The organism is Streptococcus mitis, assembly GCF_023109515.1.
GTDB lineage: Bacteria > Bacillota > Bacilli > Lactobacillales > Streptococcaceae > Streptococcus > Streptococcus mitis_CS.
The window spans coordinates 12,996-28,101 of record NZ_JALDUM010000003.1 but is presented as its reverse complement, the minus strand read 5'-3'; the positions used below and the strand labels follow the sequence as shown (position 1 = coordinate 28,101).

13 protein-coding genes and 1 pseudogene are annotated in these 15,106 nt (G+C 39.7%); 5 read left to right on the top strand and 9 right to left on the bottom strand.

Going from position 1 to position 15,106, the window contains the following annotated elements; all coding sequences use genetic code 11:
* Positions 1 to 19 precede the first annotated feature (19 nt).
* On the bottom strand, positions 20 to 1,438 hold the full coding sequence (locus M1G05_RS07645) for an NCS2 family permease (protein ID WP_247953467.1): 1,419 nt from the start codon (positions 1,436 to 1,438) through the stop codon (positions 20 to 22).
* A 189-nt stretch (positions 1,439 to 1,627) separates the two neighbouring features.
* On the opposite strand from M1G05_RS07645, the gene M1G05_RS07640 reads away from it, so the two are divergent.
* The 5 genes and pseudogenes from M1G05_RS07640 (at position 1,628) to M1G05_RS07620 (ending at position 6,672) form a co-directional block, all read left to right on the top strand.
* Positions 1,628 to 2,440, top strand: a complete 813-nt coding sequence (locus M1G05_RS07640; RefSeq protein ID WP_247953466.1) for a Cof-type HAD-IIB family hydrolase — start codon at positions 1,628 to 1,630, stop codon at positions 2,438 to 2,440.
* A gap of 224 nt (positions 2,441 to 2,664) precedes the next feature.
* Positions 2,665 to 3,684 (top strand): annotated as a pseudogene (gene adhP / locus M1G05_RS07635) (alcohol dehydrogenase AdhP).
* A gap of 234 nt (positions 3,685 to 3,918) precedes the next feature.
* Entirely contained in the window at positions 3,919 to 4,908 is a 990-nt protein-coding gene (locus M1G05_RS07630; RefSeq protein ID WP_247953465.1) for a PTS sugar transporter subunit IIB, read from the top strand.
* Positions 4,909 to 4,933: 25 nt separating this feature from the next.
* Positions 4,934 to 5,737 carry a PTS mannose/fructose/sorbose transporter subunit IIC gene (locus M1G05_RS07625; protein ID WP_000022716.1) on the top strand — a complete coding sequence of 268 codons (804 nt, stop codon included), beginning with the start codon at positions 4,934 to 4,936 and terminating at the stop codon, positions 5,735 to 5,737.
* A gap of 23 nt (positions 5,738 to 5,760) precedes the next feature.
* Positions 5,761 to 6,672: a PTS system mannose/fructose/sorbose family transporter subunit IID gene (locus tag M1G05_RS07620; protein WP_000136865.1), complete on the top strand. Its 912-nt coding sequence runs from the start codon at positions 5,761 to 5,763 to the stop codon at positions 6,670 to 6,672.
* 55 nt (positions 6,673 to 6,727) lie between these two features.
* Here the strand turns inward: M1G05_RS07620 and pepC are convergent, their stop codons facing one another.
* The 8 genes from pepC to M1G05_RS07580 form a co-directional block, all read right to left on the bottom strand.
* Positions 6,728 to 8,062, bottom strand: coding sequence for a C1 family peptidase (gene pepC, locus M1G05_RS07615; RefSeq protein WP_247953464.1), 1,335 nt, complete (start codon positions 8,060 to 8,062; stop codon positions 6,728 to 6,730).
* 111 nt (positions 8,063 to 8,173) lie between these two features.
* A complete protein-coding gene (locus tag M1G05_RS07610) occupies positions 8,174 to 8,896 on the bottom strand; it encodes a pseudouridine synthase (RefSeq protein ID WP_247953463.1) in 723 nt (240 codons plus the stop codon).
* Between the two features lie 268 nt (positions 8,897 to 9,164).
* Positions 9,165 to 9,395, bottom strand: coding sequence for a GlsB/YeaQ/YmgE family stress response membrane protein (locus M1G05_RS07605; protein ID WP_000901569.1), 231 nt, complete (start codon positions 9,393 to 9,395; stop codon positions 9,165 to 9,167).
* A 9-nt stretch (positions 9,396 to 9,404) separates the two neighbouring features.
* Complete coding sequence (locus M1G05_RS07600; protein WP_247953462.1) at positions 9,405 to 10,646, bottom strand: aminopeptidase; 1,242 nt, start codon at positions 10,644 to 10,646, stop codon at positions 9,405 to 9,407.
* 21 nt (positions 10,647 to 10,667) lie between these two features.
* Entirely contained in the window at positions 10,668 to 10,820 is a 153-nt protein-coding gene (locus M1G05_RS07595; protein WP_000776626.1) for a hypothetical protein, read from the bottom strand.
* 72 nt (positions 10,821 to 10,892) lie between these two features.
* On the bottom strand, positions 10,893 to 12,803 hold the full coding sequence (locus tag M1G05_RS07590; RefSeq protein WP_084887422.1) for a DUF262 domain-containing protein: 1,911 nt from the start codon (positions 12,801 to 12,803) through the stop codon (positions 10,893 to 10,895).
* The gene (locus tag M1G05_RS07585) at positions 12,797 to 14,107 is read right to left on the bottom strand and encodes a DUF262 domain-containing protein (protein ID WP_247953461.1); all 1,311 of its coding nucleotides are present in this window, start codon (positions 14,105 to 14,107) and stop codon (positions 12,797 to 12,799) included. Before M1G05_RS07585 ends, M1G05_RS07590 begins: the two co-directional genes overlap by 7 nt.
* Positions 14,108 to 14,114: 7 nt before the next feature.
* Positions 14,115 to 15,068: a helix-turn-helix transcriptional regulator gene (locus tag M1G05_RS07580; RefSeq protein WP_247953460.1), complete on the bottom strand. Its 954-nt coding sequence runs from the start codon at positions 15,066 to 15,068 to the stop codon at positions 14,115 to 14,117.
* Positions 15,069 to 15,106 lie beyond the last annotated feature (38 nt).

The following is a 15,106-nucleotide window of genomic DNA, read 5'->3' as shown; positions in this document are numbered from 1 at the left end:
ATCCCCCTGGGTTATCCTATTATAAGGCCATGCTGATGTAGTTAAGGATAAACAAGGCATCCAAAATCCAAATCATTACATGAACATCTTTAGCTTGACCTTTGACAAGCTTAGTCAAGGTGTAGGTCAAGAAACCAACTGCAATCCCTTGAGTGATAGAGTAGCTGAATCCCATAAAGATAGATGTGAAGAAGGCAGGAACCGCTTCAGCCATATCATCCCAATGGATATTTTTCAAGCTAGCCAACATCATAATCCCAACGATAATCAAGATTGGAGCTGTAGCAGCTGTTGGTACGATAGCTAGAAGTGGGCTAAAGAAGCTTGAAATTGCAAAACAGATTGCCACGACCAAGGCTGTCAAACCAGTACGTCCACCTGCACCGATACCAGCAGCAGACTCAACATAAGTCGTTACGTTCGAAGTACCAGCGATGGCACCAATTGAAGTACCAATCAAGTCAGAGTAAAGAGCCTTATCCAACTTAGCTGATTGGTGATTTTCACCATTTGTCGCTACGATACCAACTTTTTCACCTGTACCGATCAAGGTACCAATCGTGTCAAAAATATCTGTCAATGAGAAGGCAAGAATAGCCATCAGAGTTTCAGGCAAGCGAGCTGTATCTGAAATCAAAGCTCCCAAACCTTCTGAACCAAGAGCTGCACCAAAGACTGTCTTCAAGTCTTCAAAAGCTGCACCAACATGGTTATTAGCAAAATCGATACTAGACAAATCTACCAAACCAACTGCGATAGCAAGAACAGTTGTTGTCAAGATAGAGAGGATAATTCCTCCTTTAATCCCTTTAATGACAAAGAAGATAGTAATGGCCAGTCCTGCAAGTGCCACCAAAACAGCTGGATTATTAAAGCTGACCAAGCCTGGAACTGCTGAAGAGTTTGCTGCAATCGTCGCTTGAGCTTTGTCAGCCCCTTCTCCTACAACAGTATAGTTACCTGGATCAATCGTAAATTTCAAAAGTCCAGCATTCTTAATCCCTACATAGGCAAGGAAGACACCGATACCAGCTGAAATAGCTGAGCGAAGAGCATTTGGAATCGATTCAATGATCATTTTACGAACATTTGTCAAGGTAATAATCAATGAGATAATCCCACAGATGAAGACCATAGCTAGGGCTTGTTGCCAAGAATAACCGAGTCCAAATACGACTGTAAATGTAAAGAAGGCGTTAAGACCCATACCTGGCGCTTGAGCATAAGGTAAGTTAGCGTAGAAGGCCATCATCAAGGTACCAGCAACTGCACCGATAATCGTTGCGAGGAATACACCTTGAGCAGGCATTCCTGTTTGCGAAAGAATTTGTGGGTTTACAAAGAGAATATAACTCATTGCAAAGAAAGTTGTTAAACCAGCGAGAACCTCTGTACGAACGTCCGTACCGTTCTCTTTTAGTTTAAATAATTTGTCCATTATCAATCTCCTTTTAATTTTTACGAACAATAATAGAATTATATCATTTATCATTCACTTTTTCAATATCTTTGTTTGATTTATTTAAGAATTTGATGAAATTTCTTTTTTGGTTTCGAATCTGCTTTTCTGCCTGCTTTCTGTTATAATAGTAGACATCTTATCTGAAAAGACACTAGAAAGGTCCCTATGACGAAAAAAATTATTGCAGTTGACCTGGATGGAACCCTGCTCAACTCAGACAGTCAAATTTCTGACTTTACCAAAAAAACCATCAAAAAAGTTGCTGAAAAAGGCCATCAAGTTATTATTACGACAGGGCGCCCTTACCGCATGTCAAAAGATTTTTACCGTGAACTAGGCTTAAACACTCCTATGATTAATTTCAACGGCTCCCTTACTCATTTACCAGACCAAGTTTGGAACTTCGAAAAGTGTTTGACGGTAGACAAAAAATATCTGCTAGATATGGTTCGACGTTCAGAGGACATTCAAGCCGATTTTATCGCTGGAGAATATCGTAAAAAATTCTATATCACAAATCCCAATGAAGAAATTGCCAATCCTAAACTATTTGGTGTAGAAGCTTTCCAGCCTGAAGATCAATTTCAGCCAGAATTAGTAACCAAGGATCCTAACTGTATTCTGCTGCAGACCAGAGCCAGTGACAAATATGCCTTGGCAAAAGAAATGAACGCCTTCTATCAGCATCAACTTTCTATTAATACTTGGGGTGGTCCGCTCAATATCCTTGAGTGTACCCCAAAAGGTGTCAACAAGGCCTTTGCTTTGGACTACTTGCTCAAGGTTATGAATCGTGACAAAAAGGATTTGATTGCCTTTGGAGATGAACACAATGATACCGAAATGCTCGCTTTTGCTGGGAAAGGTTATGCAATGAAAAATGCTAACCCAGAGCTACTCCCTTATGCAGATGAGCAAATTTCCTTGACAAATGACCAAGATGGGGTTGCAAAAACCCTGCAAGACTTCTTCTTATAATCCATACTGACCAGCTTGCGAGCTGGTCTTTGTGCTCTTTTCACAGTCTCATCAACCGGTTAATCGATTGTTCTATTTTTCACCTCCAAAACCTTGGAAAAGGCTTTCTTTTGTGATATACTTCACATATAAATACAAGAGAGCTCGTCATACTCGACTCTGTTGACACAAAATCAATCCAGTCCTGTTTCTCCTGCTCTCAGTTAATATCAAGGAGGATAGCTATGAAAGCTGTTGTTGTAAATCCAGAAAGCACTGGTGTTGCTGTTGAAGAAAAAGTACTCCGTCCACTTGAAACTGGAGAAGCACTTGTAGAGATTGAATACTGTGGTGTTTGCCACACTGACCTCCACGTTGCCCATGGTGACTTTGGTCAAGTACCAGGACGCGTCCTAGGACACGAAGGTGTTGGTATCGTTAAAGAAATTGCCCCAGATGTTAAAAGCCTTAAAGTCGGTGACCGCGTCAGCGTTGCTTGGTTCTTTGAAGGATGTGGTACTTGCGAATACTGTACAACTGGCCGTGAAACTCTTTGCCGTACAGTGAAAAATGCTGGCTACTCAGTAGATGGTGGTATGGCTGAACAATGTATCGTAACTGCAGACTATGCTGTTAAAGTTCCTGACGGACTTGATCCAGCCCAAGCCTCTTCTATCACATGTGCTGGTGTAACAACCTATAAAGCTATTAAAGAAGCAAAAGTTGAACCAGGCCAATGGGTTGTTCTTTACGGTGCTGGTGGACTTGGTAACCTAGCTGTTCAATACGCTAAAAAAGTATTCAATGCTCATGTCATCGCAGTTGATATCAATAACGACAAACTTGCCCTTGCAAAAGAGGTCGGTGCTGATATCGTTATTAACGGCCTAGAAGTTGATGATGTACCTGGACTCATCAAGGAAAAAACTGATGGTGGAGCTCATTCAGCTGTCGTAACTGCTGTATCTAAAGTTGCCTTCAATCAGGCTGTTGACTCAGTTCGTGCCGGTGGTCGCGTAGTCGCTGTTGGTCTTCCTTCTGAAATGATGGAACTCAGCATCGTAAAAACCGTTCTAGATGGAATCCAAGTCATCGGTTCTCTTGTTGGAACTCGTAAAGACTTGGAAGAAGCCTTCCAATTCGGTGCAGAAGGTTTGGTAGTTCCAGTTGTTTAAAAACGCCCAGTCGAAGATGCCGTAGCCATTTTCGACGAAATGGAAAAAGGTCAAATCCAAGGACGTATGGTACTCGACTTCACCCACTAATCTAATAAAAACCTATTTTAAAAGTTGGAATGCGCTTCCAACTTTTTTATATTAAATTTTTTAATAAGGATTCAAAAAAACTTCTCTAAAACTCAATATATCAATATTTTCAGATGTAATCTTTTTAATTATTTTATGATAAATAGTTGATTTTTAGATGAAAACGGTTTATACTTAAAAAGTCTTAAAGTTTTCTTAAACGAAAACTAAAACAAAAAAGGAGGAATGACAATAATGAGTATCGGAATCATTATTGCGAGCCACGGCGAATTTGCTGCGGGTATTCATCAGTCAGGATCTATGATCTTTGGTGAACAAGAAAAGGTTCAAGTTGTAACCTTTATGCCAAATGAAGGTCCTGATGATCTATACGCTAAGTTTAATAACGCTGTTGCTGCATTTGACGCAGAAGATGAGGTTCTAGTTTTGGCTGACCTTTGGAGTGGATCTCCATTTAACCAAGCTAGCCGCGTGATGGGAGAAAATCCTGAGCGTAAGTTTGCCATCATCACAGGACTTAACTTACCGATGTTAATCCAAGCCTACACAGAGCGCCTGATGGACGCTACTGCAGGTGTAGAAAAAGTCGCTGCTAATATCATTAAAGAAGCCAGAGATGGCATCAAGGCTCTTCCAGAAGAGCTCAACCCAGTTGAGGAAGTAGCAAGCGCTGCAGCTGCTCCAGTTGCCCAAGCTGCTATTCCAGAAGGAACTGTCATCGGAGACGGTAAACTCAAAATCAACCTTGCCCGTCTAGACACTCGTTTACTTCACGGTCAGGTTGCAACTGCTTGGACTCCAGATTCAAAAGCAGACCGTATCATCGTTGCTTCAGATAACGTAGCTAAAGACGAATTACGTAAAGAATTGATTAAACAAGCAGCTCCAGGTAAAGTGAAAGCAAACGTTGTTCCTATCCAAAAACTAATCGACGTTGCAAAAGACCCTCGCTTCGGAGAAACACATGCCCTTATCTTGTTTGAAACACCTCAAGATGCCCTTCGTGCTATCGAAGGTGGCGTGCCAATCAAAACTCTTAATGTTGGATCAATGGCTCACTCAACTGGTAAAACAATGGTTAACAACGTTTTGTCTATGGATAAAGAAGACGTTGCTACATTTGAAAAAATGCGTGACCTTGGTGTTGAATTTGATGTACGTAAAGTACCAAACGACACGAAAAAAGATTTGTTTGACTTGATCAACAAAGCAAACGTGCAATAATCGATTTTATGAAAGGATTTTAAAGATGTCTATTATTTCTATGGTTTTAGTAGTCGTTGTAGCCTTCCTAGCAGGTCTTGAAGGTATCCTCGACCAGTTCCAATTCCATCAACCAATCGTAGCTTGTACCCTTATCGGTCTTGTTACTGGTAACCTTGAAGCAGGGATTATCCTTGGTGGTTCTCTTCAAATGATCGCCCTTGGTTGGGCTAACATCGGAGCTGCCGTAGCTCCTGACGCTGCTCTTGCTTCTGTTGCTGCTGCCATTATCATGGTTCTTGGTGGCGACTTTACTAAGACAGGTATCGGTGTTGCCCAAGCGGTTGCTATCCCTCTTGCAGTTGCTGGTCTATTCTTGACTATGATTGTCCGTACACTCTCTGTCGGATTGGTTCACACTGCTGATGCTTCTGCTAAAAAAGGTGACTTCAAAGCAGTTGAACGTGCTCACTTTGTCGCACTTCTTCTTCAAGGTCTTCGTATTGCAGTCCCAGCAGCACTCCTTCTAATGGTACCAACTGAAACAGTACAAAGCATTCTAAATGCTATGCCTGATTGGCTCAAAGATGGTATGGCTATCGGTGGTGGTATGGTCGTTGCCGTTGGTTACGCTATGGTTATCAACATGATGGCAACTCGTGAAGTATGGCCATTCTTCGCTATCGGTTTCGTGCTTGCTGCCGTGTCAGATATTACTCTAATCGGATTTGGTGCTATCGGTGTTGCTATCGCTCTTATCTACCTTCACCTTTCTAAAACTGGTGGAAATGGTGGCGGAGGAGCCGCAACTTCTAACGACCCAATCGGCGATATCCTAGAAGACTACTAAGATAAGAAAGGACTGAAAACATCATGACTGAAAAACTTCAATTAACTAAATCAGATCGTAAAAAAGTTTGGTGGCGTTCAACTTTCTTACAAGGTTCTTGGAACTATGAACGTATGCAAAACTTGGGTTGGGCTTACTCATTAATTCCAGCTCTTAAAAAACTCTACACTAAGAAAGAAGATCAAATCGCTGCTCTTGAACGCCATCTTGAGTTCTTCAACACTCACCCATACGTAGCCGCTCCAATCATGGGGGTTACTCTTGCACTTGAAGAAGAACGTGCTAACGGTGTTGAAATCGATGACGCTGCTATCCAAGGGGTTAAAATCGGTATGATGGGGCCTCTTGCTGGTATCGGTGACCCAGTATTCTGGTTTACAGTACGCCCAATCCTTGGATCACTCGGTGCTTCACTTGCCCTTACTGGTAATATCTTAGGTCCAATCCTCTTCTTCGTTCTTTGGAACTTGATTCGTATGTCATTCTTGTGGTATACACAAGAGATTGGATACAAGGCTGGATCAGAAATCACTAAAGACATGTCTGGCGGTATCCTCCAAGACATCACTAAAGGTGCTTCTATCCTTGGTATGTTCATTCTTGCTGTCCTTGTTCAACGTTGGGTAAATATTAAATTTGCTTTCGATGTTGCCAAAGTTCAACTAGATGAAAAGGCTTATATCCATTGGGATAAATTGCCAGAAGGATCTAAAGGTATCCAAGAAGCATTCGCACAAGTAGGACAAGGATTATCTCAAACATCTGAAAAAGTTACTACTTTCCAACAAAACTTGGATATGTTGATTCCTGGACTATCAGGACTACTCCTTACTTTCCTTTGCATGTACTTGCTTAAGAAAAAAGTATCTCCAATCACTATTATCCTTGCACTCTTCGCAGTGGGTATTGTGGCACATGTTCTTCACATCATGTAATCAAGCAACTTAAAAGGAATCAGGTTCTAAAATCTGATTCCTTTTTTCTATACTTTTATTCGGCCAAGGCACCCATTGGATCCCATGGTGCAAGAACAATTGGTTCTGCTTCATAGGCAGCCTGTTCTTCGGCTGTCAGCAATTCTTTGCGAACAACGATTTGGTAAGTGTATTCGTCCATCCAAGCGTCAGAGGCAACAAAGTAACCATCTGTACCTACCTTATCTCCCCAAGAGTTTTCAACCTTCCACTTGGTTGACTTACCATTTTCATCCAAATCCACACCTGTCAAGACCATAGCGTGGGTCATTAAACTTTCGCTGTAGTCCAAACGTCCAGCCTTGTCTTGAGTGAGTTTAATGTCCATACTTGATTCAAAGTCATAAACATCTGTTGCAAGGATTCCAGCTTTGCGGTTGCTGAGCTGACCGACATCAGAACCAAACCAAACAGTCTCACCTGTTTGCATTTGGGCAATCGCCAATTCTTTCAAGCGCTCCATCGGTACGTTGATGTAACGAACTGCACGGCTACCAACAACATTTCCTAACATCTCAACTGTGTAAGATTTACCGTAAGGCTTGTCAGCAGTTGGGGCGTTGATAACAGAAACGTAATCTTCTAGAGGAAGATTGACATATTTCTTGTAAAATTCTTGTGGCGTGATACCCTTTTCGCTTTGGTAGTTGTTATCCTTATCACGATAAGCAAAGTCAAATTTACGTGGTGGAAGGCCTAGGGACATAGCAAGAAAATTAAAGATTTCTTGCAAGAGGTCTTCTTTCTTAGCTTGAACAGTCGCTTGGTCTGCACCAGAAGCGAGCAAGTCACGCAAGATTTGAGCATCTTGACGAAGCAATTTGTTGAGAATGGCATTTAGCTCACGACTACTGCTAGATGAAACAGATTCAGGGTAAACCGACTTAGGAACGACACCGTATTTCTCAAAGAGAGACACCACCATATCCCACTGACCGCCATCTTGTTGTGGAGTTTGAAGTAGGAATTTAACCTTACGGCTGGTCAAGTCTTGGTCTGCAGTCGCAATGACTTGCTCCAAGAACCAGTTGGATTTCTCATACTTGTCCCAGAAGAAGGTGTGGGCCTGTGACAACTCAAAGTTTTCCAATTTGTATTGTGAAATGAGTTTGTGGCGGAAGGTGTTGAGAGCCGCAAACATCCAGCAACGACCAGACGCTTTCTGGTTGGTTACCTTGTCCTTGGTCAAATCCAATGAGAAAACAGGTGTGTTGTCTACATGGCTTTGGCGACGTTCTAGGGCTGCAAAAATTCCGTTATGGCTGGCAGCATTTTCAATCGCTTGGTATTTTACATTTGCTTCATAGTTGGCAAATAATTTATCAGTAAATGATTCTTGAATCGCGTTCATAGATTCCTCCTTTTATTCTACAGTCTATTATAACTCTTTTCACAAAGGAAGCAACTGAAAAACATAAAAGGCGAGGACATTCTCCCTCGCCTTTTTCAAATATAAACCAAATTAAGCAATACTAGCACGGAGAACCTCTAATTCTTCCTTGGTCAAGCGACGCCATTCTCCTCGCTGCAAGTTCTCATCCAATACTAGAGTTCCCATAGTCAAACGTTGCAAGTCTACTACTTCCTTGCCACAGTAGCCCACCATACGCTTGATCTGATGAAACTTCCCTTCTGCAATGGTCACACGGATTTGGCTTTGATTCTTTTTTGTATCTACAGACACAAGCTCCAGTCTAGCAGGCTGACAAGTAAAGTCTTTAAGAGGAATTCCCTTGGCAAATGTCTCCGCATCTTCTTGGGTCATAATTCCCTTGACCTGAGCCAGATACGTCTTATCCACATGACGCTTGGGTGAAAGAAGAGCATGGGCAAGCTTGCCGTCATTGGTCAAGAGTAAAAGACCATGCGTGTCAATATCCAAGCGTCCTACTGGGAAAACTTCCTTGCTCCGAGCAATATCATCCAGCAAGTCCAGAACGGTTCTGTGCTTGGGATCCTCAGTCGCTGAGATAACTCCTTTGGGCTTGTTCATCATGTAGTAGACAAACTCTTCATACTCCAACACTTGCCCATCAAAGCGAATCTCATCTCTTTCTTCATCAATCTGCAATTTAGCTGACTTTTCTTTTTTACCATTTACCGTCACGCGCCCAGACTTGAGCATGTTTTTGACCTCTGTCCGACTCCCTACAGCGCAGGCAACTAAAAATTTATCCAATCTCATAGAACTATTATATCACACTCAAAAGGAGGCTGTCTCAATGACCAACCTCCTTTTCGTTTCATACTCTTCAAAAATCTCTTCAAACCGCGTCAACGTCGCCTTGCCGTATATATGTTACTGACTTCGTCAGTTCTATCTGCAACCTCAAAACAGTGTTTTGAGCTGACTTCGTTAGTTCTATCTACAACCTCAAAGCAGTGATTTGAGCAACCTGCGGCTAGTTTCCTAGTTTGCTCTTTGATTTTCATTGAGTATCAGATTTAGGAAATTAACTTCCTCGTCTCCAAAAAATAGCTAAAACAATCATGGAACCTAGTACTGCCGGAATAATGGCAGTTCCTGCTATTATCGGTCCCCAAGTCCCAAAAAGCAAATGGCCTATAAAGGCACCAATCCATCCGAGAAACATTTTTCCAAAACATCCCATGTGTTCTCCACGATTGGTCAGAGTACCTGCTAAAAATCCCACTAGGAGACCAACGAACATACTTCCTAACATATTATCTCCTTAATTTGCCCAATCTCCGTTACGGAAGAGTGGTACACGTGTCCCATCCTCACGGATACCATCGATATCCATTTGACTAGACCCAATCATAAAGTCCACGTGAACATCTGAACGGTTAAGCCCCGCAGCTTCAAGCTCCTCTTCGCTCATCTCCGCTCCACCAACTACGCTAGTCGCATAAGCTGCACCGATAGCCAAGTGATTTGACGCATTTTCATCGAAAAGGGTGTTAAAGAAGGTAATGCCTGACTGAGAAATTGGGCTTGGATCTGGTACCAAGGCACATTCACCCAAGGCACGCGCACCCATATTTTCAAAGACAAGGTCTTTCATGACCTGATCACCCTTCTCAGCAGTGATATCCACAATTTGTCCATCCTTAAAGGTTACCTTAATACCTTCAATAATGTTTCCGTTATAGCTAAGTGGTTTTGTAGAGGTTACATAACCATCTGCACGACGGAAGTCAGGTGCTGTGAAGACTTCCTCTGTCGGCATATTTGGCAAGAATCCTTCTCCCTGTGCATTGATAGCACCAGCTGATTCCCAAACGTGGTTCTTCGGCAAACCAAGGGTCAAATCGGTCCCTGGCGCTGTGTAGTGAAGGGCTGAAAATTGCTCTTTATTAAGCATATCGGCCTTGCTCTTGAGGATAGCTGCATGCTCTTCCCAAGCCTTAACAGGATCTGCTTCGTAGACACGGCAAGTTTTGAAGATTTGGTCCCAAAGGAGATCAACTGCTTCTTCATCACTCGCAGCATTTGGAAAGACTTTCTTAGCCCATTCAAGTCCAGCAGCAGCTGCTACCGTCCAGCTAACCTTGTTGGATTGAGTTGCGATACGCATTGACTTCATGGCAAGTCCCATAGCTTTAGCAGAAGCTGATAGCTTGTCAGCATCCACACCGTTCAAGGCACCTGGATCAGAAGAACGGACACCGAGACGGCTAGCCTTATTCTCCAAGAGATAGTTCATCTCAGCAATCTTATATTCTGGCACATTGTTCAAACGTTCCATCGGTGCATGTAGGAATTTCTCACGGTTGATGACATCATCTGTCCACTGAACGATAACCTCATGCGCACCCAAGTCATAAGCTTCTTTCACGATTAAATGAGCCAACTCGCGTTGCTCCACATCGATAGAAAGAGCTAAAGTGTGACCAGGCTGCACGTTAATTCCATTCGCAACCAACAATTTCGCATATTTTTCTAGATTTTCTTTAAAATTTGGTAAAACCATTTTATTTGTCCTTTTCTATTTTTATTTTTCTTTCAAAGCAGAAAATAATCCTGCCAAAGCAATGGCACCAGACAAAAGTGCTGTTGATAGAAGAATTGTCTGATCAGCAAGTTCCAATTGATACTCAAACACCTTCTCAGCCGGCTTATCTTCCGCAAAAATTCTTAGTTTCATGAAATATCCTCCCTTACTAGTATATCACATATGATATAAATTTAAAAACAAGCCTAATAAAGCTTGTTTTAATTAACTAAAACAAAAGTCGTGTACATATCTTTCCACTTCTTTTTCCAAAGATTGAATCTCACCAATATCCCATCTATTGTTTTTAGAAGTTATTTCTGCCATCATCTGTAATTTCAAACTCTGACGCTTAAAGATATCTTCTCTCTTCCATTGTGCTAGTTTAGACTCCGGATACGAATTACCGAACTTAGAATTCTGACTATCGGTAATGATACAAAGATTACCAAAGGAATGTAAAAACTCGGCAGGTAATTGGCTTTCTCCATCCTGTCCATTTGGATTCTGAGGATACCAATGCTCTATGGAGCGACGATAAGCAAATTTAAAATCTTTAAACTCAATATCGTAATCTTTCTTCAATTCTTCACGATTTTTCCATAAAACATAATCTACAAAGTTAAAAGCATAAACAGGAATTTCCCAATATTTTTTGATACTTTTATCTTCGGTAAACAATCTTTCCTCAGCATATCTCACTGCCATTTTTTCAAGAAAATCCTTAAAGAGACTAGCAAATTCTGTTTGATTTAACTCTTCAATATGGTTAAACAAGAATTGCAAGATTTCATATAACCAACGACTATCTCGATTGGCAGTAAAGGTCACAGCAAACATGGATTGAAGCATTAAAATATCATCATTGAACTTTTCAAAAGAATTTTTATCATAATAATATTGAACAAATAAATCTCCTCTAGTTTTATTATTATAATCATTCCGATAAACTTTCTGCAGAAACCAATCATTCTCTTGTCTTCTATTATTAGTCTCTTGTGACATTCGTACGATCAAATTATCAAATATAAATTTTAATTTCAATAAATTCCTAATGAATAATGTAACATCCTCTATACCTGTATTAACACTAGTTATATTTTCAAATGTTTCTAATAATTTCTTGTCATCTAGCTGTATATCAGAAGGAGATACATTACCAAATGTTATATAATAAACGAAATATAAAAATGTTTCAAAGTTTATAATCGTTCTGTATTTTTCCACTTCATTCGTATCTGATATTACTTTAACTCTTGTAGATTCTTTATTTTCTATACTAGACAATAGAGATTTCTTATTAGTTGACTGAACTTCTATTTGACTTAAGGACTTATCAATATTTAAAAGAAAGCTATTCTGATAATTATTTCCTTTAATCCAATTCAAAGGAAAGATTTTTTCTCTTTCTCCATCATGATGCTTTTTCTTTGCTTTTTTTGTAAATGCGTTGATGACCGGCTTATCAAATTCTGCACAGGCATCCCAAATTCTCGCAAATTTTTGTGCCATTTCTTGATCTGTACCGAACTTAGACATCATTTGTGCCTTGAGAATCTCATGAGACTCTAGTTGTTCGCCTCGAGAGTTGAAACGTTCGAAATAAAGATTCAAATCTAAATCTTCAGGAAGTATACTCCGAAAAATGATGACATAATCAAAAAGATAATCAACGAAAGACTGAGGATCAAGACGGCGCTCCTCTAGCACTTTTTTCAATGCATCTTTAGCATGTCCGTAACCTCTAGTCAGCTCATTTTCATCGCCCTCTACAATTTTTTTCTTGGCAAATAAATCTTGAATATTCTCGTTTGATTTCTTTCTAGCTGGGAAGGTAAGCTTGACAGCTTTCAATCTATCAAAACCAAACTCATTCTTTAAAGCTAAGGCAATCAAATTAAGGGCGGTTGTTCGTTGTTGCCCATCTATGATTTTGAAAAGGTCATTCTCTTTATTAACGACTAATGTTCCAATATAGTAATTGTCTCTATTTTCTTGAAAAGCATCTGCTACGTCATTCAGTAACTGCTCAATTTCATCATAAGTCCAAGCAAAATTTCTCTGATAAAGAGGGATAGCATAGGTATCTTCATTTAACAAACGATTAACTGATAAGCTTATCTGTGTTTCTACCATTTATCTTTTTCCTCTTCTATAATCTTGTCCACAGTATAATTTTCAAATAGCTCTCTATCTATTTTGACCATAAAATCATTCGGAGTGACCGCATGGGATAAAAGTTGAAATAGCTTTTGAGCCTCTTTTTGTCTAAAACTTCCACCAGCGGCGTATTTCCCTACCGTTGCATCATATATAGCTTTAGACTTAACTCGAGGGTAATAAGACCAAATAAACAAGGTCTCTACTATCTCCTTTGATAGCTCATCTTTTCCAAATCTCTCTGCAAAAAGTGAACAAATATTTAAGAATATATTGTGACACTTGAGGTAGCGTCCTTTTGAGCTATTGTAAATGTTTGACATACCTTCTGGGTAAGCTAGATTTTTTTCTTCCCCTTCAGGTTCATCAGAAAATCCTAACTCTTCATTTAAAAAATCTTTATGTTCTTTAATAGTTTCATAAGCAGATTCAATATACTCAAAAAATTTACTTCCATCAATGATTGGCATAGTAATGGACATGGGGAGATTTTCAATATGACGATACAATTCTAGATATGGAAAGTTCTGATTCAAATCAACGCCTTTAAAATCGTCAATAAAATCCTCTGTAAAACGGAGATAAGATCCATAACGCTTGTTTGTTAATCCTGTCTCTCCTCGCGACCAACGTCTCATACGGAAAAGATGTTTATCAAATAACTCCTTGAGACTTAAATCTTTATCTTCTACAAATTGCTCCCATTTTTCAACAATTTTTTCATCTTCTGAATCTTGCTTGCGAAGATGATAGGCTTTAAGCAAATCATGAGGTTCTAAAGATTTCCCACGATTATTCTGAGAATCAAATAGCTGAAAGGCCTCTGATAATCGTTCCTGTGGCATAGTAATCACGGAGACAGAACAATTTTCCAATAAAAAATTGCAAATATCTTTTGCCTGATTTTCGCCAACCAATTGAGTCAAATTTTCCCACTCATTATAATTTTCACTCGCATGATAGCAAGATAGCTCCCCAAATACAGCAGCACTCAGCAGTTGCTTAGCACCCTTATAATTCTCTAAATCATCTAATAAATGAAGAAACAAGGAAATTGAAATTAGCCGTTGCTGTCCATCGACAATATCATATCCATCATTTTCTTGTAAGATAACGGAACCAATCTGATATTCCTTTTTCCCCATAGCATCTCGTAAATCATAAAAAAGATTACGGATATGTTTTCTGTTCCATTTATATGGCCTTTGATAAGAAGGAATCCGCAAACCCTCTTCTTTCAATAGTTCTCCAACCTTTTTAGAAGTAAATTGAATAGTCATTTTATCCTCATCTATTATATTTATCTAGCATTTCTTGAACTATTTGCTTCATATCCTCCACTAAAATCCGAGGAGACAAAACAGTAACTGCTTCCCCTTGCCCCAACAACCAGCGTTTAAGCCCCGGTGTATGCTGACTCTCAAACTTAAAATGAGTCCAGTCGCCATTTTTCCCAACTGTTTTTGCATTTGGAAATTGATCCATCACAATCGTCGGATCGTACAAATACTCGATTTCAATACTGATTTTCTTCCCGATAAAAGCATCTACTCTCTCGTTACGAATGTCGCCATCTCTAAATTTATCTCGATAAGAAATAGAGGGTTTCTCTATATCACTAAGAGACCATGACTCGATACGGTCTACTCTTAAAGTAATATAAGTAGCATGTTTCAACTGGTAGACAACTAGATAGAAATAATGACTATCATAATAAAGAGAGACTGGCAAAACAGTCTGCCTCTTAGAAGACTCAGAATAAGGTTTTTGATAGATAATATCTAGAACCTGTTCATGCAAAATAGCTTCTGATAAATTCCAAATTTTCTCTATTCTATTTTGTTGATCCGTTAAGGGAGCATAGTTCAGCTTTTCACTTCCAATAATCTGCTCGATTTCTTTCCGATCATCACGGGGAACTAAGACCAGTAAATTATGTAGTAAACTAGCAATTTCTGGTCTATTCAGTGCTCGATTTTCCAATAAAATCTTTGAAATAACGAGAATATCCTTTTTATTAAAAACTGACTTACTTGCTAAACAATACTTATTCGTTTTACGGTTATAAAGCAAATCTCCACTATAACTGGTGTGACTAGATAAAATATCACGGAGTAGCGAAAAATCTCTCTGTATCGTCTTTTCACTAACCTCAAATTCCTGAGCCAGTTGCTTTTTTCCTAACGGAGTCCCAAACTGTAAACGTAAAAAAATCGTTAGCAGTCTCTCTTGATCATTCATTTCCAGTCCTTCTACATATTATTCAAACAATACTATTT